19 protein-coding genes and 1 tRNA gene are annotated in these 21,764 nt (G+C 32.8%); 2 read left to right on the top strand and 18 right to left on the bottom strand.

Translation table 11 applies throughout. From position 1 onward, the window contains the following. From BMZ74_RS11885 to BMZ74_RS11855, 7 genes are all read right to left on the bottom strand, one after another. Positions 1-243: helix-turn-helix domain-containing protein (locus tag BMZ74_RS11885; protein WP_143070171.1), on the bottom strand; the 243-nt coding region annotated here is incomplete at its 3' end. Between the two features lie 184 nt (positions 244-427). Further along, positions 428-1,321: a dihydrodipicolinate synthase family protein gene (locus BMZ74_RS11880; protein WP_089862446.1), complete on the bottom strand. Its 894-nt coding sequence runs from the start codon at positions 1,319-1,321 to the stop codon at positions 428-430. A 9-nt stretch (positions 1,322-1,330) separates the two neighbouring features. Continuing rightward, complete coding sequence (locus tag BMZ74_RS11875) at positions 1,331-2,590, bottom strand: GntP family permease (RefSeq protein ID WP_089862445.1); 1,260 nt, start codon at positions 2,588-2,590, stop codon at positions 1,331-1,333. Between the two features lie 26 nt (positions 2,591-2,616). Beyond that, positions 2,617-4,302, bottom strand: coding sequence for a dihydroxy-acid dehydratase (gene ilvD, locus BMZ74_RS11870; protein WP_089862444.1), 1,686 nt, complete (start codon positions 4,300-4,302; stop codon positions 2,617-2,619). A gap of 220 nt (positions 4,303-4,522) precedes the next feature. Continuing rightward, a complete protein-coding gene (locus BMZ74_RS11865) occupies positions 4,523-5,278 on the bottom strand; it encodes an IclR family transcriptional regulator (RefSeq protein ID WP_089862443.1) in 756 nt (251 codons plus the stop codon). Between the two features lie 460 nt (positions 5,279-5,738). Further along, positions 5,739-5,826: transfer RNA gene (locus BMZ74_RS11860), tRNA-Ser, on the bottom strand. 71 nt (positions 5,827-5,897) lie between these two features. After that, complete coding sequence (locus BMZ74_RS11855; RefSeq protein ID WP_089862442.1) at positions 5,898-6,791, bottom strand: SMP-30/gluconolactonase/LRE family protein; 894 nt, start codon at positions 6,789-6,791, stop codon at positions 5,898-5,900. Positions 6,792-6,987: 196 nt separating this feature from the next. Here BMZ74_RS11855 and BMZ74_RS11850 point away from each other — a divergent pair, with 196 nt between their 5' ends. Next, positions 6,988-8,244, top strand: a complete 1,257-nt coding sequence (locus BMZ74_RS11850; protein ID WP_089862441.1) for an APC family permease — start codon at positions 6,988-6,990, stop codon at positions 8,242-8,244. A gap of 38 nt (positions 8,245-8,282) precedes the next feature. On the opposite strand, the gene BMZ74_RS11845 is transcribed toward BMZ74_RS11850, so the two are convergent. Beyond that, positions 8,283-8,705 carry a Fur family transcriptional regulator gene (locus BMZ74_RS11845; RefSeq protein ID WP_089862440.1) on the bottom strand — a complete coding sequence of 141 codons (423 nt, stop codon included), beginning with the start codon at positions 8,703-8,705 and terminating at the stop codon, positions 8,283-8,285. Between the two features lie 157 nt (positions 8,706-8,862). On the opposite strand from BMZ74_RS11845, the gene BMZ74_RS11840 reads away from it, so the two are divergent. Then, positions 8,863-9,717: a metal ABC transporter solute-binding protein, Zn/Mn family gene (locus BMZ74_RS11840; protein WP_089862439.1), complete on the top strand. Its 855-nt coding sequence runs from the start codon at positions 8,863-8,865 to the stop codon at positions 9,715-9,717. Positions 9,718-9,789: 72 nt separating this feature from the next. On the opposite strand, the gene BMZ74_RS11835 is transcribed toward BMZ74_RS11840, so the two are convergent. The 10 genes from BMZ74_RS11835 to serS all read right to left on the bottom strand — a co-directional run bounded on the left by BMZ74_RS11835 (position 9,790) and on the right by serS (position 21,645). After that, positions 9,790-10,743 (bottom strand): NAD(P)-dependent oxidoreductase, encoded by a 954-nt coding sequence (locus BMZ74_RS11835; RefSeq protein ID WP_089862438.1) that lies wholly within the window; start codon positions 10,741-10,743, stop codon positions 9,790-9,792. A gap of 87 nt (positions 10,744-10,830) precedes the next feature. Next, a complete protein-coding gene (djlA, locus tag BMZ74_RS11830) occupies positions 10,831-11,643 on the bottom strand; it encodes a co-chaperone DjlA (protein WP_089862437.1) in 813 nt (270 codons plus the stop codon). A 103-nt stretch (positions 11,644-11,746) separates the two neighbouring features. Next, positions 11,747-12,517 carry an ABC transporter permease gene (locus BMZ74_RS11825; RefSeq protein ID WP_245750880.1) on the bottom strand — a complete coding sequence of 257 codons (771 nt, stop codon included), beginning with the start codon at positions 12,515-12,517 and terminating at the stop codon, positions 11,747-11,749. Further along, positions 12,504-13,424, bottom strand: a complete 921-nt coding sequence (locus BMZ74_RS11820) for an ABC transporter ATP-binding protein (RefSeq protein WP_089862436.1) — start codon at positions 13,422-13,424, stop codon at positions 12,504-12,506. The genes BMZ74_RS11825 and BMZ74_RS11820 overlap by 14 nt, the downstream gene beginning before the upstream one ends. Before the next feature lie 205 nt (positions 13,425-13,629). Next, positions 13,630-16,023 (bottom strand): ribonucleoside-triphosphate reductase, adenosylcobalamin-dependent, encoded by a 2,394-nt coding sequence (gene nrdJ / locus BMZ74_RS11815; RefSeq protein WP_089862435.1) that lies wholly within the window; start codon positions 16,021-16,023, stop codon positions 13,630-13,632. Positions 16,024-16,209: 186 nt separating this feature from the next. After that, positions 16,210-17,028, bottom strand: a complete 819-nt coding sequence (locus tag BMZ74_RS11810; RefSeq protein WP_089862434.1) for a nitroreductase family protein — start codon at positions 17,026-17,028, stop codon at positions 16,210-16,212. A gap of 161 nt (positions 17,029-17,189) precedes the next feature. Continuing rightward, entirely contained in the window at positions 17,190-18,149 is a 960-nt protein-coding gene (locus BMZ74_RS11805; protein WP_089862433.1) for a sugar kinase, read from the bottom strand. A gap of 113 nt (positions 18,150-18,262) precedes the next feature. Next, positions 18,263-19,285: a sugar kinase gene (locus tag BMZ74_RS11800; RefSeq protein WP_089862432.1), complete on the bottom strand. Its 1,023-nt coding sequence runs from the start codon at positions 19,283-19,285 to the stop codon at positions 18,263-18,265. Between the two features lie 99 nt (positions 19,286-19,384). Continuing rightward, on the bottom strand, positions 19,385-20,035 hold the full coding sequence (locus BMZ74_RS11795; RefSeq protein ID WP_089862431.1) for a bifunctional 2-keto-4-hydroxyglutarate aldolase/2-keto-3-deoxy-6-phosphogluconate aldolase: 651 nt from the start codon (positions 20,033-20,035) through the stop codon (positions 19,385-19,387). Between the two features lie 341 nt (positions 20,036-20,376). Further along, positions 20,377-21,645 carry a serine--tRNA ligase gene (serS, locus tag BMZ74_RS11790; RefSeq protein WP_089862430.1) on the bottom strand — a complete coding sequence of 423 codons (1,269 nt, stop codon included), beginning with the start codon at positions 21,643-21,645 and terminating at the stop codon, positions 20,377-20,379. Between the last annotated feature and the right edge of the window lie 119 nt (positions 21,646-21,764).

The following is a 21,764-nucleotide window of genomic DNA, read 5'->3' as shown; positions in this document are numbered from 1 at the left end:
CTCATAAACTTCCTGTCCTCTTTTGGAACTATATTCTTTTCTATAGGTCCAGTCACTATTTTTTAACTCTATTTCACCCTTCTTAATTTCGCGACTTACTGTAGTTCTATGACAATTCAATTCTTTACCTATCTCAGTATAATTTTTATCCTGTTGATTGTATAAATGTTCTATTTTTACGCGATCTTCATAACTTAGATGTTCACCTTTTTCTCTTTTTGTGTTACAATTATTTTGACACATATTCTGTACCCTCCCAATGTTTTTGTGGTTATTAACATTATACAAAAGGTACAGATATGTGTCTATTTTTTATCAAATCACAGCGTGCATTTAATTATACAATTTAATTTAATTATATATATAAATAAAAAAACTTTCCCGATTAAATCGGGAAAGTCTTTTACTATTAATCAAATTTATTTTTCTATTCACCCATAACTTGCGAAATAAGTTTTAATCCTTCTTCTACTGATTCTTTTTTTACATGCTCAAAAGGAAATAGTGTTCTAGTATTAATATTTAATCCTCTTGCTTTCAATAATTCTTTAAAAAGTCCTGAACAATTATACTCAATTTGATATAATTTCATAAGTGAAAGAATCTTTTCTTTAATATCAATAATTTCACTATAAAGTCCAGCTTTTTTAGCACTGACCCATTTTGACCAGAGACCAGGTAAAATATTTGATAAACCGCCAATAGATCCCTGACCTCCATAATCAATATTATCTAAAAACTGATTATCAAAACCTGAATACATTTTAAACTCAGGAAACTCAGCTTTAATTAACTGCATAATATCTTTTGTATGAGTAAATGTTGAAACCGATTCTTTCATTCCTACAATATTTCGATGAGAATTAAGTAATCTTAGTACTGTTTCGGGAGTAAAATCTGTGCTAGTTCGGGCAGGAAAATTATATAAATAGATATTTCCTTCAATCTGTTTAGCTAAATAATCATAGTAATGAAAAATATCTGCTTGAGTCATAGCATAATAATACTGGCCAATAATAAGAACTCCCTCAGCACCTTTGGCTAAAGCAAAATTCGAAAGTTCAATTGTTTCTTGATAGTTAATGCATCCTGTTCCAGGTAATAATTTTACACTCCCAGCAGTTTCAGATAAATAAAAATCTATAAATTCTTTTTTCTGCTTAAATGAAAGGGAGGTAAATTCTCCTGTACTTCCTAAAGGTACAATTCCATCTACTTTATTATCAATTAAATGTCTTATTAATCTGCGATTTCCTTCATAATCAATACTGCCATCATCATTAAATATTGTTAATGATGGTGTTATAATTTCAGCTTCCATATCTCTCACCTATCCTAATATTTTAATTACCCCATATAAAATTGTAGAAGTAGTTACCATACAAACCCCTATAAATGCTTCATAAGGAATTAGTTTTAATCTCTCTTTTATTTGCATATTGACAGTCCCTGCACTAACATGGAAAAATGACCCATGCGGAAGACCATCAAATACAAAACTACCTGAATGAACCATTGCACCTGCAGCCAGGGCGCCCACTCCATATGATAAAATAGTTCCGCCAAATACCTGACTTGCCAGAGTTGTACCAGCTGTCGAAGAAGCTGAAGCTGCTCCCATTAGAATACCAGAAATTGGTGCTAACAAAAAGGCTGGCAACCCGACTGAATTAAGGCCATTTATTATTACTACTTTTAAAGTTGAATTAGCAATAATTCCAGCTAGAGTACCTGTTCCAATTAGCAGCATTGCAACACCACTCATTTTATCTAAGCCAAATTCTAAATAATGAATAATATGTTTTACTTTTCCCATTACTATCATTCCAACTAATCCTCCTACTGGAAGGGCAATTAAAGGATCAATAGTTACATTAAAAAGTGGTCGCCCCAGTAAAAGAAGAATGGTAACTGCAGGTCCAGAAAGCGATGCTGCTAAACTGGGAAGAGCTTCATCATTACTTACAATATGATCAGCAACTACTTCTGTTCCATGATGTGATAAACGTTTTGCAATAATCAGCGTAATAATAATTGCAGCAATTGCAGCTGGTACTCCTGCTGCTATCATCGAAGTAAGTGGAACTTTAAAAGTTTCAGCTGCTGCAATAGTATTGGGATTAGGACTCATTACATTACCAGCCTTAACCCCGCCAATCATAGCAATTAATATTCCTAATTTCCGATAACCTACCTTTTGAGCAATTTGAATAGCTATTGGTGAAACAGTAATGATAGCCACATCTCCAAAAACTCCTACTGCAGTCAAAGCCCAGGTGGCGAGTATCATTGCCAGCATCGCATTTTTACTGCCAAGTCTTTTCACAATAGACTCTGCAATTCGAGCAGCTGCTCCTGATTCAATTAATGTTCCTGCAAGAACACCAGCAACTACAATCCTTATTACAGCAGAAACAATATTTTTAGTGCCATCTATCATATATGTAACAGTATTAAATAAACCAACTCCACCAACCAATCCACCGATAATTGCTCCAATTATCATTGCATAAGTAGGAGGTACCTTCTTTAAAATTAAAATAATTGCAATAACTAATGCTAATATAGCGCCTATAGCTGATACGCTCATTTAGTTCACCTCTTTTTTTATAATATTTATAATTGATCGATCTTTAATATACCACCTTCGGAACCTGAGGCTGCCAGCTTAGCATAGAGACCTAAATATCCTCGTTTGAATTTAGGTTCAGGTCGCTGCCATGACTTTAAACGTTCTGCAATTTCTTCATCACTTACTAAAAGTTTTAAACTGCGATTATCTACATCAATCTCAATTTTGTCACCATCTTTTACAATTGCGATTGGACCACCTTCTGCTGCTTCGGGAGAAATATGTCCAACAAAACAACCATTATTTGTTCCGGAAAATCTGCCATCTGTTATAAGGGCTGTTGTTTTACCTAAACCACGACCATAAAGATATTTCATAGCTTTAAACATCTCTCTCATTCCAGGACCACCTTTTGGTCCTTCATAGCGGATTACTACTACATGACCATCCTTAACTTTGCCATTCAAGATTGCTTCTTCTGCCTCTTCTTCACTATCAAAGCAAATAGCTTCACCAGTAAAGTGATACAAGCTTTTATCAAATGCTCCTGGTTTAGTTACACCTGTATCAGGAGCTAAATTACCTCTTAAAACAGCTACTCCACCTTCAAACCCAAAAGGCTCTTCTGCTGAACGAACTACTCTTTTGTCTTCTGGATATTGATAATTATGATTAGAAATATTTTCTTTAACTGTCTGATTAGCAACTGTTAAAGCATCTAAATCTAATTTTGTTTGTAAAGATTCCATAACTCTCGGAACTCCACCAGCTTTATGGAAATCAACACAATTATATTGGCTGGCTGGATTAATTTTAGCAACCTGAGGAGTATTTCGACTTAATTTATCAAATTCAGCTAATACATCCATATCCAGTTCTGCTTCATGTGCAATTGCTGTTAAATGCATAACTGCATTAGTACTTCCACTAATAGCCAGGCAAACTTTAATCGCATTACGAATAGCTTCTTTTGTAATAATCTGACGTGCACTAATCTCTTGTTTAGTTAATTCTACAATTTTTATACCAGTTTTTTCAGCAATTCTCAATCGATCAGCTGAAGTAGCTGGAATCATTGCACCATCAGGTAAGGTCATTCCTAAAGCTTCTGACAGGCAGCACATAGTATTAGCTGTACCAAGATAAGAACAAGAACCACAGCTTGGACAACTTAAGTTTTCTAGAACAGTATATTCATCTTCAGTAATTTTACCAGCACTCAACATTCCAAGCGCTTCTGCACTTGATGTCTGATCAGATTCTCTACCATCAAACACAATGCCGCCTTCCATTGGGCCTCCAGGAAGAAGTATACAGGGAATATCCAATCTAGCTGCCGCCATCAACATACCTGGCACAATTTTATCACAAGATCCTAATAATACCAGGGCATCTACTAATTGTGTCTGAGCAAAAGTTTCTACACTATCACAAATGATCTGTCGGGAAGGTAGAATATAATGCATACCGTCATGTCCCTGTGCCATGCCATCACAACAAGCAATAGTTCCAAATTCAACCGGTGTTCCTCCAGCACGATAGATACCATCTCTTACTCTTTGTGCTACCTGACGTAAATTAAAATGGCCAGGTACCCCTTCATTCCAGGAATTAGCAATACCAATAATAGGACGCTTTAAATCATCAGTTGAATATCCCATTGATTTATAGGTTGCTCGATAATATTGATTTTCAATTCCTCGCAAAGTTTTTTCACTTCTGTATTTCATCTGACATCACCCTTTTTTGTATTGTATTCTCTTTCGTATATATGATATCTTATTTATATACGAAAATCAAGCTTTTATTTTAGATTTTTTTCAATTTATTTTCTATTCTATAAAATTCAAAAATATTTTTACAAAACGTTTTTAATAAACTAATTTATAATTTTTTAAACATAAAAAAACCCAGAACTATTAATTATAGATCTGGGCCATTTTAAAATTCTTATATTAAATTATGTTCTACTAAAATTTTCTCTATATTACTTTTATACTTTAATAAAGCTGTTTTGATAAAATCTTGTTTTTCTTTTGTTTCTCTAAAACTAGGATAAACAACACTTAACCCAGCAACTATCTCATGATTTTGACAAATAGGCACTGCTATGCAGCTCGTATCTTCACCGCTTTCACCATTTTCTATTGCAAAACCAGTAGCTTTAACATCTTTTAGCTGCTTTTTTAGAAGTTCCATATCTGTAATTGTATTAGAAGTTAATGCTTTTAAACCTGCTGGATACAAACTTTCAAGCTCTGTTTCTGTATAGCGAGATAAAATTGCTTTTCCTAAAGCTGTTGTATATGCAGGAAGAGTTTTACCAACTTCTGAAACAATCCTGATAGGTTCTTGCCCCTCTACTTTTATTAAATAAAAGACCTGTCCTTTTTTTAAGATACCTAACTGACAAGTCTCATTACAATCATTTGAAAGTGAATTCATCTCCTGACGTATTAAATCGAGAGTAGAATTTTTACTAACAAAGGAAGAACCAATATAATATGATTGAATTCCTATTGTATATTTATTTGTAGAACTATCTAACTCTAAAAATCTATAGTCCAATAATGTTTTTAATATTGGCGAAATCGTACCCAATGGAATATCAGTTTCTTTAGTTAATTCACTAAGTGTAAATCCATCTTGATGATTAGAAACAGCTTGTAATATAGAAATTACTCTATATGTTGGATTATGTACCATTTATACGCTCCTTCTTTTAAATAGTCATTTAATTATAAAATGCTCCTATATTAAGTTATAAAATTGTAATTAATCAGCTAAATTGTCATCCCTTTCTTAATCTATTAAGCTAAATACATAATAAGAACCATATTTTATTAGTTTCAAGCTAAAATTTAAAAATCCTGCAAATTCAAAACAATTTAATACTGCCAAGCTTATCTTTATGTTATATTTAAACGATTTAATGATTAGATTACAGACAGACTGATATTTAATGACAAAAAATCTGCTTATTGTTTTATTGTGTCTGGGAATAAAAACTTTTTAACATAAAAAAACCCCCATCAATTTAGTTTGATAGGAGTTAATCAGTGTATCGGAACAGCCAAATATCGGCAAAAAATCAGATACGTTTTATTTAATTAACGAGCGTTTCAATAACAAGTAATATCCTCGTTATAACGCCCTTAATATTCAATGGCGGAGAGACTGGGACTCGAACCCAGACACCTTTCGGCTTCACCGGATTTCAAGTCCGGCTCCTTAGCCAATTCGGACATCTCTCCTCAATTGTCACAAGTAATATTGTACTATAGATAAGATTAGCTGTCAAGTGATTTATTTAATTTTTTTATGCTTACAGTTCAACACGAAATTTATTTAATGTAGTTCCTTTTACTGCTGACTGATAACTAAAAATTCCTCCAGCTAAAGGTTGTTTTTGTAATTGTTCTTTTGATAAACCAACCCGGGCTGTTGTAATATATAATTGCTCTAAATCAGGCCCTGCAAAAACACAAGAAGTAACATTTGAAACTGGTAAATCAACTGCTCCTATCTGCTTGCCAGTTTTAGAATCCCAGCAGGAAACCTGGCCACCTCCAAAATGAGCAATCCAGAGTCTATCCTGACTATCAATAGTCATTCCATCTGGTATACCAGGTTGATCAGCAAAAGAAATAAATACCTCTGGTTTAGAAATTTCTCCTTTAGCTAAATTATAATTATAAACTACTACTTTTTCACTAGGTGAATCTATATAATACATTTTCTGATAGTCAGAATTCCAGATAATCCCATTTGAAACTGTTACTCCTGATATTTGTTCTGTTAATTTGAGCTGATTATCTAATTTATAAACAGATCCAAGTGGCTTTTCTTCTGCCAGATCCATTGTTCCTACCCATAATCTGCCTACTTTATCGCACTTAGCATCATTAAATCTTAAGTTAGCATTATTTTCAGCAGGATTACAAATAAACTCTAGTTCAGCTGTTTTTTCTCTCAGCCAATAAATACCATCTTCTAGTGCAGCTATAAAGTCTCCTCCCTGAACAGGAATAACAGCACCTACCAATTTAGGTAATTTTATTTCAATATTTTTAGCTGTTGCTGGATTAAAAGTGTTAAAAGTTTTCTCCAGAATATCGATCCAATAAAAAAGTTGTTTTTCACTATCCCAGATTGGCCCTTCAGCTATTTTAGTTTTACTATCTAAAACTAAGCTTAATTTTTCAGTAATTTCTATCATTAAACTCCCCTCCAATTTAAAAAATGGATTTACATTCAGTTAAATAAAGATTTCAACAGTTAATTTGATTTTCCTTTATTTAATAATTATATTTAAGTGAATTTGCTATTTAAATTTGGCTATCCTATAATTTATTTAATAGTAATTATGATAATTTAATTAAATTTATGCAGTTAATGCAAGGGAGGTAATTAGAATGAAAAATAATAAAATGGGCTTAAACGAAACTTGGAGTATGGCAGTTGGTGCTATGATTGGGGGAGGAATTTTTTCTGTTCTGGGAGTAATTATTGTTAGAGCAGGAAACTTAGCCTGGCTCAGTTTTCTTATTTCAGGCTTAATAGCATTAGCAACAGCAATTAGTTATTCTAATTTAACTAATAAATTTGAAGAGGGGGGTGGTGCTTTTACTTATATTAAAGATATTAATCATGAAGGTCTCGCAGGCGGCCTGTCCTGGTTATTAATTCTGGGCTATATTCTCTCGATTTCAGTCTATGCCTTCACTTTTGGCCAATATTTAGAGAATTTACTTGGCTTTGGTCCCTGGTTTCCCCGACTAATATCAGTTATAATTATTAGTCTATTTATGGCTTTCAACATTAAAGGTGCCGGTGAAGCTTCCTGGATTGAAGTCATTACAGTCTGGGGTAAATTAATTATTCTTTTAGCTATAGCAATTATTGGCCTATGGAATTTTAAGCCAGAAATGCTTGTTATAGAAGGCCTTAAACAACAGTCTACTTTTTTTAATGCTGTTACTGGAGCAGCAACTATTTTTCTGGCCTATCAAGGTTTTCAGTTAATAACTTATGATTATCAAGAAATTCATAAACCAGATCAAACAATTAAAAAAGCAGAGATAATGGCTATTATTGCAGTTATATTTGTTTATATTCTAGTTGATTTTGGAATTGTTAATCTTGTTTCTCCTGAACTAATTAATCAAGAAAAAGAAGTTGTTATTGCAATAGCTGGTCAGAGAATATTGGGAACAGCTGGTCTAATTATCGCCTCGATAGCAGCTCTTTTTTCAACTGGTTCTGCAATTAATTCAACAGTTTTTGCAACTGCAAGATTAGCTAATAAGATTGCAGGGGATGGAGAATTACCACATTTTTTAGCCAGCAAAAATAATAATAATGTTCCTGCCAGAGCTATTTTCTCTATTAGCCTGATCAGTGCAATCCTGGCTATAATTGGTTCTCTTTCTTCTTTAGTTGAAGCTGCCAGTTTTATCTTTTTAATAACTTTTGCAATCGTAAATTTTATTGCCTTTACTGAAATCAATAAAAATAAATTCATTTCACTAGCAGGTGGTATAGGTGCGGTAACAGCAGCTTTAATATTAACCGTACAGCTAATTAATACTAAACCTTTTATTCTGCTGGCAATGTTTATACTTATTATTGTTGTTACAGCAGGTAGAAAAGTTTTTTATAATAAAAAATAAGTCTTTCAATAAGTCCTGACCTATTAATAAGTCAGGGCTTATTGACATTTTGGACATAGACCATATAATTTTAGCCGATGTTCAACAATTTTATAGTTCGTCTCTTTACTTATCTTGCTCTCATAATCTTCTAAAGGGCAACTTAAAGGAACTACTTGTCCACAGTTTAAACATATCAAATGATGATGATGCTCTCCCTGTAATAATTCAAAATAACTTTCTTTTTTATCTAGTTTCAGTTCAATTTTACTAACTATATTTTTAGCTACAAAATTATTTAAATTACGATAAACTGTAGAAAGTCTCAGCTTAGGGTTATCAGTCTTAAGTCTGGCAAAAATATCAGCAGCAGTTAAAGGTCTTTGCTGTTCTGCCATTAATTCTAGAATTTTAATTCTTTGACTAGTGACCCGAATTCCTAACTTTTTTAATTTCTTTTCTAAATTTAAGCTTTGATTCATTATAATCTCTCCTTAGTTATTTTAATTTAAAACTTTAACTAAATTTATTATAGTTAAATCGGCAACACTTTTGCAAATGATTTGCAAAAGTTCTTATTCTGAGTTATTATTATAATAGATCAAAAATAAACTTATTAGAAAGGGTGTTAATTAAATTATGAAAAAAAGTTTAGTCTTAATAACTCTATTCTTAATTTTTACTTTCTTTTTTAGTACACAGAGTTTTGCTTCCCCAATTCAGGTGGCTGTTTCAATTGTCCCACAAGCCAGCTTTGTTAAAGCTGTTGGTGGCGATTTAGTTAAAGTGGTAACAATGATTCCTCCTGGTAATAGTCCAGCTAATTATGCACTTTCCCCAGGGGAATTGACTAAATTCAGCGATTCTCAAATATATTTTTCAATGGGAGTTCCTGCTGACTTAACTAATATATTACCCAGAGCAAAGGAGTTTAATCCTAATATAAAAGTTATTAAACTTTTTGAGGAAGTTAATGCTATTTACCCTGATCGTGAATTTGCCCCTGGTAAGAGAGATCCTCATATCTGGCTTTCACCAAAAAGAGTAATTGCTATGATAGATATAATTGCTAATAATTTAGCAAAGCTTGACCCAACAAATAAAGATCAATATCAGCAAAATGCTCTGGAATATCAAAAAAAATTAACAGAGGCTGATCAAAAAATCAAAGCATCATTAAACAATTTAAAAAGCAAGACATTTATAGTTTATCACCCTGCTTTCGGCTATTTTGCTGATGAGTATGGATTAGAAATGCTTGCTATTGAACAGGGGGGTAAAGAAGCTACTCCGCAGAGAATGCAGCAAATTATTAAAATTGCCCAACAAAAAAATATTAAAGTTATTTTCTATCAGGCAGAAATAGATAGTAAGCAGTCACAATCAGTAGCTGAAGAATTAGATGGTAAAACTGTCCAGATTGATCCATTAGCAGAAGATTATATTGCTAATTTAAAAAAGATGGCAGCAACCTTTAAAAGTCTACTTAATTAAATTAATAATCTTAAGGCTGTCAATTTAAATTGACAGCCTCTTTAATTAAAAGTAATAAAATATTTTTTCTAATTAATTAACAATATTCTCTGGTTCACCAGCCAGCCAATTATTTATATTATTAAAAACAATCTCTGCTCTCTCATTAAAAGCTGCCTTAGTAGCAAAAGCAAGATGAGGAGTTAAAATAGTATTCTTGGCATTTATTAAGGGATGATCAGCCGGGATTGGTGGTTCCATTTCGAATACATCTATACCTGCCCCGCCAATCTGATCTTTATTTAGAGCCTGCGCCAGAGCTTCATTATCAACAACTGCTCCCCTGGCTGTATTAATTAAAATAGCATCTTTTTTCATTAATGCAATCTTTTCTGCATCAATCAATCCTTTCGTAGAACTATTAAGCGGTAAATGTAAACTTATAATATCACTCTTGGCCATTACATCTGCCAGACTAAGATATTTAACTACTAAATCATCGGCTAAATCAATTTTTTTATGATCTTCAACTAATAATTCACATCCAAAAGCTCCAGCCAATTGAGCAGTCTTTTGACCAATCTTTCCAAAACCAATAATTCCAAATTTTTTCCCAGCTAACTGCTGTCCAATTAAACCTGTTCTTGTTTGAGAATTTCGTACAGCCTGATCAGACTTAGAAAGTTTACGCAATAAAGAAATTGTCAAACCAAAAACTAATTCAGCTACTGATTGATCTGCATAACCAGCTGCATTAGCCACCAAAATATCCTGCTTTCGACAAACTTCCATCGGAAGATGATCAAAGCCTGTAAAAGCAACTGAGATAAATTTTAAGTCTGGACAGGAATAAATCACTTGTTTAGAAATTGGCTGATTAGCTATAATTAAAATTTCAGCCTGTTTAGCTCGAGAAATTAGTTCTTGATCTGATGATGCTCGTGTAGAATAAGCTGTAAAATTATGCCCAGCTGCTGTTAATTTTGCTTCATATGTAGCAAGTTTTTCTTGAGAGATATTTAATGGTTCCAGTAATACAATTTTCATTTTAAATCCTCCTTATAGACTATAAACTCTATACTCGTCTTTATAATTACTGAGTTTTTAATTAATAGTTTTAGCTACTATAAAAATTTATTTTTCAGCTGCTTTAATTTTTTCATAAGCTTCATTTATCTTTTTAAATTCTTCTTCTGCAAAATCAACAAATTCTTCTGGCAGCCCTTTTCTAATCACATTATCAGGATGAAATTCTTTTGCTTTTTGGCGATATTTCTTTTTCACTTTAGAAAAATCAGCCCCGGGCTCACATTCTAAAATTCTATAATATTCTGCTAGCCGACTACTGTTACTATTATTATTATTTTGCTTAGAATTAAGATAGCGATCTTTAATATTATTTACCTGAGTTTGACTTAACTCAAAAATATGACTAGCCAGATCTATGTATTTTGCTTCCTTGTGATGGAATTGATGATCAGCAACAGCCATTTTCATTAATAAATCAAACATTTCTAAAACTAGGGCTTTTTCATTCTTAAAATTATCATAAAATTGAGCTGCATAATCACTAAAACTATAGCTGCTCTGTTTAGCCTGATCAAAAATTTTAATTGCCAGCTGTCTTGATTGACCATCTAAACGAAGCTGACTTTTAATAAATTGATCAACAACTTCTATTTCTGACCTCGTAACAGCACCATCAGCCTGCGCAAATTTAGCCAGCATTGAAAAAATACTAGTAAAAAACAACAGCTGCTTTTCTTCCTGCTGGTTTAATTTTTGACTTTCTTTCTTAAACTGCCCCTGATCATAGGCTGTTCTAGTAGAACCCTGTGCTCCATTTTTATCAAATTGATTACCGATTACTCCTCCAATAACTGCTCCCAAAGGACCAGCTACAGCTAATCCAACAGTTCCTCCAAGTATTTTACCTAACCAGGCCATAAATATTACCTCCAAATTAATAATTTAACTACTATTAATTGTAGCACTCCGACCTAATTAAAACAACTTCAATTTAAAAAGTCAATTTTAACTGGTAATTTTTTTAACTTTTAATTTTATAACCTATTTTAAATAAGTAGGTTACTAAAAACAAGAGTGCAACAGCAAAAGCTGAAATTATCAGAGCAGAAAAAGTAGGACTAATATCAGATTGCCCAACAAAAGCATATCGAACTGCATCTACCATATAAAAAACTGGATTAAATAATGATAATTTACCCCAAATACCAGGCAGGCCTTTAACAGAGTAAAAAACACCACTTAAAAAGGTTAAAGGAGTAATAAAGAAATTTGAAAAAATAGAAACATGATCAAATTTTTCTGACCAGAGGCCAGCTATAATTCCAAATAAAGAAAAAACAGCTGAAACTAGCAGAGCAAAAACCACTGCTAAAAAAGGATGAGCAATAGAACCACCATAAAAGAAAATAGAAATTAAATAAGTTACACTCCCAACCAACATACCTCTAATTATACCACCAATCATAAAACCAAGACTAAGTTCTATATAGGAAAATGGTGCCAATAAGAAGTCAATTATAATTCCATTATATTTTGCTCCAATTAAAGAAGAAGACGTATTAGCAAAAGAATTCTGGATTAAACTCATTAAAATTAAACCTGGCACAATAAAATTAATGTATGGAATTCCATATTCAGTAACTTCTCTGTTTTGAAAAGAGTAAGAAAAAATAATCAAATATAAACCTGTAGAAATTAAAGGCGCAAAAATAGTTTGAATTGCAACTTTTGAAAATCTAAAAATTTCTCTTTTAACAAGACTTGAAAATGTAATTTTATTAATTGTCAGCACCTCCTAAATTAGTTAACTTAATAAAGACATCTTCCAGCTTAGCACTTTCTATATTTATATCAACAACTTCTGCCTCAAACTTATTAACTATTTTAAGCAGTTTATTAAGATCTGCTTTAGCTGTTTCTATCTCAATCTCTTTTCCTGCTGCCGCTATTTTAAAATCAAAATCTGCTAATCTGCTTTCTAGCTGACTAGTTTGAGTAGCAAATTTAATTTGAACAACTTTTTTATCAATAGAATTAATTAAGTTCTCTTTACTATCCACTTTGACAACTCTACCCTGATCTAAAATAGCAATTCTGTCACAAAGAGCTTCAGCTTCTTCCAGATAATGAGTTGTTAAAATAATTGTTTTACCTTGCTCATTAAGCTGCAGTACATACTCCCAGAGACTATTTCTTAGTTCAACATCTACTCCAGCAGTCGGCTCATCTAAAACAATTATTTCTGGATCATGAACCAATGCCTTAGCAATTAGCAATCTACGTTTCATTCCACCTGATAACTGACGTGGTCCTATATCAGCTTTATCCTCCAGGCTTAAAGCCTGCAATAATTCATCAATTTTGTCACTATTGTCTTTAATTCCAAAATATCCAGACTGAATAGCAAGTGTTTCTCTAACAGTAAAATAAGGATCAAAAGTTATTTCCTGGGGTACTATTCCCAGAGACTTTTTAGTTTCCCTATAATTAGCAATAATATCCTTATCTAAAACTGTAATTTGACCAGAATCTTTATTAACCAGACCACCTAAAATACCAATTAAAGTACTTTTGCCAGCTCCATTTGGTCCCAAAAGCCCAAAAAATTCTCCTTGCTTAATATTTAAATTTATCTCTGCTAAAGCTTGTAATTTACCATAGCTTTTATTAACATTTTCAAATTTAATTGCTGTCTGCATCAGCTTAGTCACTCCTTTTTTGATCTTTAATTTTGATTATCAAAAACTTCCATTTATGATTTTAGCAAAAATAGTTATTTGCGTCCAGAAAGCAGACTACTTATCTAAGTTTTTATTATTAATTTAACACTGAAAAAGGCCTACCTTTTATATTCTAAAGGCAGGCCTCAATTAAATTTAATTATCTAATTAATCTAGTAATACCCTATCTAACTGGACAAATTCCAGATTCACAGGCAGCATCATCAATTTCTCTTTCTAGATATTCAGTTTCATATTTTGAAACCAGAGAAGGATTAAATCTTTCCATATCAGCTACCCTCGCTTGATATTCTTCCTCTGTTATTTCTTCATAAGGCATTAAATCATAAAAGCTATCACTATAGGATAAGAAAGAGATTCCAACAACAGTATTCCAATTATCCCAGAGCCATTCTTCAACATCTTCCCACTCATTATCACGAACATGAACAGTTATTGAAGCATTATGATCAACATAATTTTCCATAAACATCTTATATGTTTCTAGCTGATCAATTGCATTAACATCAGCTTTTACCTCACCTTCAGGTGCTTTAACAGGAAATTCTACGACAAGCGTTTCAGGATCTTCAGGATCCTGACCAACTTCAGGGAAAATAGGATATGCTAATTCTTCACACACCCGGGCCAGAGGATCAGCAGCAGAGATTCTTACTCTCCTTACATAATAAGCACTATGAGAGTAATGAAGTCCACTCGAAACAGTTGGCATCTGAGTCTGAGTCCCTTCTGGTTTAACAGTCGTTACCAGTTTAGGCTCATTGTCACCAACTTCCTTAGCAATTTCCTGAGCTGCTTCTTCCGCGACTCTACGTAATTCTTTAAGCAGCTCTGCTTCTTCAGAACTGCTTAATTTAGCAGCATTTTTCATATCCTGCCAGCCAGTTAAAGAGGTTCCAATTAAACGATCTCTTTTATTAATTTGATCCCATTCAGGAAGTTCAAACTCAATTAAAGCCATCCTATATCCAGCCCGAGCTGAGAGCTTTTGGGCAGCAAACATAGCTTCTTTATCAATTTGACCCTCTTGATCAACAAATCCCATTACATTTAATGAGGTTAAATTACACACTCCTCTTGAATCAAGTAAAATCTCTGCACAGGGATTAACCCCTTTAAAATTTTCACGACGTCGGCTCGCTTCAACTGCATTAATAAAACCAGGCTCACCACTATATCTCATTTGTTTAATGTGCCAGCTTAACTGTTCTCGAGCAGGTTTATCTTCATAAAAAATACTATTATTACTCATTTGACGATGAGAAATCTCGGGATTAATTACCCAGCCATCTTCTTTTTTTACATAAAGATTACTCTTAGCCTGAGCAATATCTTTATCATCAGCAGAGAAAAGACAAATCTGAGAAGAACGTCTCACTCCTCCTGAAACAACATTTTCAGCAATTATATTAGCAATATCCATCGCATCAATTGGTTTTAATTTAACCCTTTTAATATCATCAAGATCACGATCAGGTTTTTGACTTAACAGCTTATCTATTTTAGTAAACATTCTCTTTAAACTTTGATGTCCAGAAGCAGTTCCCCCAAAAGTTTTTAATTTCTCACCTTTTGGACGTACAGAATCATAATTGAAAATAATCCTTTTGATTGGACGATAAGCATGATCAACCAGAAATTTAAAATAATACTCTAAAGATTGAATCCAACCTTCTTTACTATCACCAACGTTAATTGTCACTACATCATCTTCATCAAAATCAAAGTCAGTATATTCTCTTCGTTCATCTCTAATTACTGGCTCATAATATTTATGAATAACTTCTACATCTGTTCTAATTTTAGGTAACTGCTCAACATCACGTGGCAGCACTCTAAAACCAACTCCAGAACCAATCATTAATAAATAAAATAAATCTTGGTAGGCTTTAAAATTATCGATAACTGTAAAAGAACAATTATAATTAGACATTCCATATTTTTTACTAGACTCTGTTGAAGCAGTCCATAAAGTTCTGCCAGCTAAAAAGTTTTTTAACTGATAAACATTGTCATAAAGAGCTTCCGCTTCTTTTTTAGTTGTAGGTGCCAGTGAACAATTATATTCAACTGCTCTTTTGACAGTTTCCCACCAGTACTCTCTTCGCTGCTCATCTTCTAACCAGCGAGAATAAGTTCTATAATAAATAAATTCTCCTAATTCAGTTGGAAATGGATTAGCCTGATGTTTATATTTACTCAAAAATTTATTTGATAAAAGACCGGTTTCCTTATCTGTTTTTTTACGCTGTAATCTTGATTGCTGTCGTTTACTTCTATATAAAATATATGCTTTAGCTGTAGTTACATAAGCTGCTTTCATTAATTTTTCTTCTACCAAATCCTGAATTTCTTCTACTTTTGGTATCCTATTTTGGTTATAAAAATCTTTAACCAGTGCAGCTTCAACATCTAGAGCTACTTTTTCCGCATCATCTTCTACTGCATCTTCTCCAGATTCAACCATAGCTCGATAGATTGCTTTAGTGATCTTATCCCGACTATAAGCTACTTCCCGTTCATCCCGCTTAATTACCGTCATGTCGGATTTACTCAAAATAAAAACCTCCTCATTATTTCTTGAATCAAAATAAAAATATCTGTTGAGATATAATTATAACATGAATCTAAGCAATCTTTAAGTCTTTTAAATTAAAATCTTTAGTTTTTTAATCAAATTTAAACTAGCAGATTGTAGGCACAGCTTTTAGTGAAAGGCTGCCAAAAAAATTTATTTTTTATTTTATTTGAATTTAATTTCAGCTTTTTTTCTAGGCACAGTTCGATAGTATTCTACAGCTGGGTGTCCAATAACTAAAGCAGTAACAACTTGCTTAGTTTTTTTAATTTCCAGAAAATCTCGCACTTTCTTATCCTGAGCAGCCAACACAGTAAAGCCACTAAATAAAACTCCGAGATCTAATGCATTAGCCATTAATTCCATATTAGCCGAACCAAGAGCAGCATTGACTTCAGACCTAGCTGAAACTATAATTATAGCTGGTGCTCCAAAAAATAGTTTATCACCACTTTCAGGATTCTCTTTAAATTGCTTATTCATCTGCAGCCATAGGTTAGCATATCTTCGCAGTGGTTTATTTTCTAAGTTATCTTGAGCTAAAATATTTTCCGCTTGCTGCTTTAATGAATTCAAAACTAAAGATCTAAACTCACTTAATTCATCTTTAACAACTGTAAAAGAAAGATCCTGACGATTGCTTCCAGTTGGAGTAAAACGACCTGCTTCAATAATCTTTTTTATCTCAGCCAATTCAACTTTTTCTTTTGTAAAATTTCTAATAGTTCTTCTAAATTTAATAAAATTTAATAAATTAGCTGGCGGAACTTCAAATTGAGCTGGTTGATATGTTTTAACTTCACTCATATCGTATTTATCAGTCGCAACTGCTTTTTCAGGACAAATCGCAATACAATGTCCACAATCAATACATTTTTGATCATTAACTTCTGCTATCCCATTTTTTAAATGAATGGCCTCCACAAAACAGTCATTTATACATTTTTTACAACCAATACATCTTGCTTTATCTATAATAATCATTATTTTATAACTCCTTTTTTACTTAATTATTCTCCAAAGAAAAATGAGAAGCTTAAATTAGTTAGATCCTAATTTTAAACTTCTCACTGCTTAATATTTTCTTATTAATTTATCATTTATAATTAATTAAAAATTTGCTTACCTATAAATATAAATATTAACTATCGATGAATTTCTTCTTTTTTGCCTTGATACACTTCAACCTGTTCCCAGGTTGGTAATCCTTCAATATCACCTTTTACAGTAATACATAAAGCTCCCACTAGATTTGCAAGTTCAACAGCTTCTTTAATCGGTAAATCTCTTAACAAGCCTGTAATTAAACCAGCTGCAAAAGCATCACCTGCTCCAATTAAATCAACAATATTGCTAACTTTATAAGGAGCAACTTTAACTATCTCATCTCCTTGATAATACAATGCTCCTTCAGACCCAAGTTTAAGTACAACTAAGGAACCTTCAGCCATCATATTATAAAAACCTTTGATGATTTCTTCTGGATCTGTCAGTCCCAGTAGAATTTCTCCCTCTTCGATACCAGGCAGCAGAACATCAACCTTAGGAATTATTTTTAGCATTACTTCACACATCTGCTCAATTGTATCCCATAGTTTAAGCCTTAAATTTGGATCAAAAGAAACTTTTAAGTTACTCTCTCTAGCCACCTCAAGTGCTTTAAAAAAGGCTGCTCTTGCTGTTTCACTTAAAGCAGGAGTTATTCCTGTCAAATGAAGATGCCGTGCATTTTTTATATATTCTGGATCAATATCATCTACTGACATATTACTGGCTGCAGAATTTTCACGATAATAAAAAACTTTTGGTTCTTTTGTTGTATACATTTCTTTAATTAAAAAACCTGTTCGATGATTATCATCTCTGGTTATCTGAGAAACATCTACTCCTTCTCCTCTGACAAAAAACTCAACATAATCACCCAGAGAATCTTTACCCAGCTTACTAATTAAACCTGACTGAAAACCAAGCCGCTTAATTCCAATTGCTACGTTTGATTCTGCACCTGCTATATATTTTGAAAAATGATTTATGTATTTTAAAGAGCCAACCTCATCTGGAGCCATTGCAGCCATTGTTTCTCCAATAGTAACAACATCTATCATTATTATAATTCCTCCCAAAATACTTGAAAATTTACTTATTTAAAAATATCAAATTTTAGTTAAAAAGGACCACAGCTAATGGCTGCAGCCCTTTAAAGTCATAGAAGTAATTTTTATCTTTTTACTCTACCAGAAGCATTTCCTCCTGCTAAAGCTTCTACTTCTTTAACACTTACATGGTTAAAGTCACCAGGAATGGACTGCTTGAGGCAGGATGCAGCAGCACCAAATTCGGCAGCTTCCTGCAATTCTTTACCAGTAACTAAAGAATAAACTAAACCACCAGCAAATGAATCTCCTCCACCAACACGATCAATAATTGTAATATCATATTGAGTAGATTGAACAAAATTTTCTCCATCAAATAAAACTACTAACCAGCCATTACGAGAAGCACTGTGACTAATCCTTAAATGGCTTCCAACTAATTCTAGATCAAAACGATCAATTAATTGTTTAGCTACATCTTTATAACCTTCAACATTAATATCTCCACCTGTAATATCAGAACCGCTCTTAATGCCAAAGACCATTTCAGCATCTTCTTCATTAGCAATTACAACATCAACATATTCCATTAAACCGCTCATTACTTCTCCAGCTCTTTCTTTACTCCATAATTTAGCCCGATAGTTTAAATCACAGCTTACTTTAACACCATGTTCTTTAGCTGCTTTTACAGCTTCTAAAGTAACATCAGACATTTTTTCACTTAAAGCAGGAGTGATTCCTGTAAAATGGAACCAATCTGTATCAGCAAAAATTTCTTCCCAGTCAAAATCAGCACTTTCTGCTTCAGCAATTGCAGAATGGGCTCTATCATAAATTACATTGGATGGGCGCTGACTTGCTCCATTTTCGCAGTAATAAATACCTACCCGGTCTCCACCACGAGCAATATAATCAGTTTTAACACCAAAACGACGTAATTCATTTAAAGCGGATTGACCAATTGCATGTTCTGGTAATTTAGAAACAAAATAAGCATCTAAACCATAATTAGCCAGAGATACAGCAGTATTTGCTTCTCCACCACCATAAATAACATTAAATGAATCTGCCTGAATAAAACGTTCGTGAGCAGGGGGAGTTAAACGTAACATAATTTCTCCAAATGTAACAACTTTCTTGGACATAATATAAAAACCTCCTGATAAATTTTAATTTAAATAAATAATAATTTTATATTAAAAATATACTTGTAAATCTTTTTTAATAAAAAACTTAATTTCGTACTAAGCCATTTCCGCTCTTGCTTCTTTGATTAATCTAATAAATTCTTTAGCAGTTTCTGTTACTTGATCATAATCGCCTGTTTTAGCACCTTTACTTAAGGAACTACCAACACCAACAGCTAAACTACCTGCTTTAATCCAATCCTTGACATTATCAAGGCTAACTCCACCAGTTGGCATTAAAGGAGCCTGTGGCAAAGGACCTTTAACAGCTTTAATAATTTTAGGTCCAAATAAAGTAGCAGGGAATATTTTTACAATATCAGCACCGCATTTCATGGCTTTAACTACTTCAGTAACACTCATTGCTCCAGGCATAACTGCTTTTTGGTAGCGATTAGCCATAGCAATTGTTTCTTCGTCCAGAGAAGGAGAAACAATATACTCTGCACCAGCTAAAATGCAGGCACGAGCTGTCTCTGCATCTAAAACAGAACCTGCTCCAATTAACATTTCATCTTTACTGTACTCATCAGTTAGTTGTTTAATTACATCTACAGCTCCAGGAACTGTCATTGTAATTTCAATAGCTTCAATACCACCCTTTTTAACTGCTTCGGTAATCTTCAGAGCCTGTTCTGCGTTTTCTGCTCTAACAACAGCTACAATACCTGTTTCTTCAACTCTTTTTAAATCTTCAACTTTACTCATTAAAAAATCCTCCTTATTAGTATTATACTTAAATAAATCAGCCTATCTTTAAATTTGCTGAAAGCATTATTAAATTTAGCCTTTAATTTTAAATTAGCTTTATAGTAAAGCTGTTAAAATAACTATTATTTCAGGCTAAATCAATATCGTTTCTAATAGTGAAACACTGTTTTATTTATATCTCGTTTAATATTATTCTATACCAAAACTAATATTCCTGCTTTTTTTAAGAAAAAATTTCAAAAATTATAGCAGGCAAAAGAGAGCTCTCAACTGAGCTCTCTTTTTACAGCTATTTAACTTAAAATTTAAAGTAGCAAAAAAATTAAAATAATAAATAACTATTCTATAATATCTGTACCCATAAATGGCCTTAAAACTTCTGGAACTGTAATTGTACCATCTTCATTTTGATAATTCTCCATAATTGCAGCCACTGTTCTTCCAACAGCTAGTCCAGAGCCATTTAATGTATGAACATATTCAGTACTAGCTTCTGGCTCAGGTCGATAACGAATTCCTGCTCTCCTGGCCTGAAAATCTTCAAAGTTACTACAAGAAGAAATTTCACGATAAGTTTGATAAGCCGGCATCCAGACTTCGAGATCGTAAGTTTTAGCAGAAGAAAAAGTTAGGTCTCCTGTTGATAAAGTTACTACTCGATAAGGTAAGCCAAGTTTCTGGAGAACATCTTCGGCATCTGCTGTTATTTTTTCTAATTCTTGATATGAATCTTCTGGTTTAACAAATTTAACCATCTCTACTTTATTAAATTGATGCTGTCTAATAACTCCTCTAGTATCACGACCATGGGCACCTGCCTCTGCTCTAAAACAAGCACTATAGGCACATAAATATTGAGGCAGATCTTCTGCTTTTAATATTTCATCTCGATAAAGATTAGTTACTGGAACTTCTGCAGTCGGAATTAAATAATAATCAAGACCTTCTAATTTAAACATATCCTCAGCAAATTTGGGAAGCTGACCTGTTCCAGTCATGCTATCTGCATTAGCTATAAAAGGAGGGAATACCTCTTTATAACCATGTTCATCCGTATGTAGATTAAGCATAAAATTAACCAGGGCTCTTTCTAATCTGGCTCCTGCTCCTTTTAGAAAAGTAAATCTAGCCCCAGTAACTTTACTTCCTCTTTCAAAGTCAAGTATATCAAGGTCTTCTCCCAGATCCCAGTGGGCTTTATATTCAAAATCAAATTTTCTTGGTTCTCCCCATTTTCTAATTTCTACATTATCAGACTCATCCACACCAACTGGTACACTTTGATCAGGGATGTTTGGAATAGAAAGTAATAATTCTTTAACCTGTTTTTCAACTTCTGCTACCTGCTGATCAAGTCTTTTTATTTGAGAAGCTACTTCCTGCATTTCGCTTATAATACCTGAAGCATCTTCTCCATTTCTTTTTAACTCACCAATCTTATCAGAATTAACATTACGTTTATGCTTTAATTGTTCAACTTCATATAGCAAATCACGTCTTTGATCATCTAGTTTTTGAAATTTTGTAACTGGTGATTCCATATTTCTATTCTTCATTGCCTCTGCCACAATTTCAGGATTTTCTCGAATAAATTTCATATCTAACATTATTTTTCCTCCTTAAAATAATCTCGTTACGTCAAATCTAATAGTTTTTTTAAAAATATTAATAGTTATCATAATTGTCAGTTTAGGAATCTGCACTAAATGCAGGAATCCCTCCCCCT

Source organism: Halanaerobium salsuginis, from assembly GCF_900114545.1.
Taxonomy (GTDB): Bacteria; Bacillota; Halanaerobiia; order Halanaerobiales; family Halanaerobiaceae; genus Halanaerobium; species Halanaerobium salsuginis.
Note: the sequence above shows the minus strand (reverse complement) of the source record. Positions and strands in the feature narration are given on the sequence as shown.

Bases quoted from the DNA above. Each gene is read 5' to 3' on its own strand.
- BMZ74_RS11880 (WP_089862446.1), bottom strand. From the start codon at position 1,321: ATGGAAGCTGAAATTATAACACCATCATTAACAATATTTAATGATGAT.
- BMZ74_RS11875 (WP_089862445.1), bottom strand. From the start codon at position 2,590: ATGAGCGTATCAGCTATAGGCGCTATATTAGCATTAGTTATTGCAATT.
- ilvD (WP_089862444.1), bottom strand. From the start codon at position 4,302: ATGAAATACAGAAGTGAAAAAACTTTGCGAGGAATTGAAAATCAATAT.
- BMZ74_RS11865 (WP_089862443.1), bottom strand. From the start codon at position 5,278: ATGGTACATAATCCAACATATAGAGTAATTTCTATATTACAAGCTGTT.
- BMZ74_RS11855 (WP_089862442.1), bottom strand. From the start codon at position 6,791: ATGATAGAAATTACTGAAAAATTAAGCTTAGTTTTAGATAGTAAAACT.
- BMZ74_RS11850 (WP_089862441.1), top strand. From the start codon at position 6,988: ATGAAAAATAATAAAATGGGCTTAAACGAAACTTGGAGTATGGCAGTT.
- BMZ74_RS11845 (WP_089862440.1), bottom strand. From the start codon at position 8,705: ATGAATCAAAGCTTAAATTTAGAAAAGAAATTAAAAAAGTTAGGAATT.
- BMZ74_RS11840 (WP_089862439.1), top strand. From the start codon at position 8,863: ATGAAAAAAAGTTTAGTCTTAATAACTCTATTCTTAATTTTTACTTTC.
- BMZ74_RS11835 (WP_089862438.1), bottom strand. From the start codon at position 10,743: ATGAAAATTGTATTACTGGAACCATTAAATATCTCTCAAGAAAAACTT.
- djlA (WP_089862437.1), bottom strand. From the start codon at position 11,643: ATGGCCTGGTTAGGTAAAATACTTGGAGGAACTGTTGGATTAGCTGTA.
- BMZ74_RS11820 (WP_089862436.1), bottom strand. From the start codon at position 13,424: ATGCAGACAGCAATTAAATTTGAAAATGTTAATAAAAGCTATGGTAAA.
- BMZ74_RS11810 (WP_089862434.1), bottom strand. From the start codon at position 17,028: ATGATTATTATAGATAAAGCAAGATGTATTGGTTGTAAAAAATGTATA.
- BMZ74_RS11805 (WP_089862433.1), bottom strand. From the start codon at position 18,149: ATGATAGATGTTGTTACTATTGGAGAAACAATGGCTGCAATGGCTCCA.
- BMZ74_RS11800 (WP_089862432.1), bottom strand. From the start codon at position 19,285: ATGTCCAAGAAAGTTGTTACATTTGGAGAAATTATGTTACGTTTAACT.
- BMZ74_RS11795 (WP_089862431.1), bottom strand. From the start codon at position 20,035: ATGAGTAAAGTTGAAGATTTAAAAAGAGTTGAAGAAACAGGTATTGTA.
- serS (WP_089862430.1), bottom strand. From the start codon at position 21,645: ATGTTAGATATGAAATTTATTCGAGAAAATCCTGAAATTGTGGCAGAG.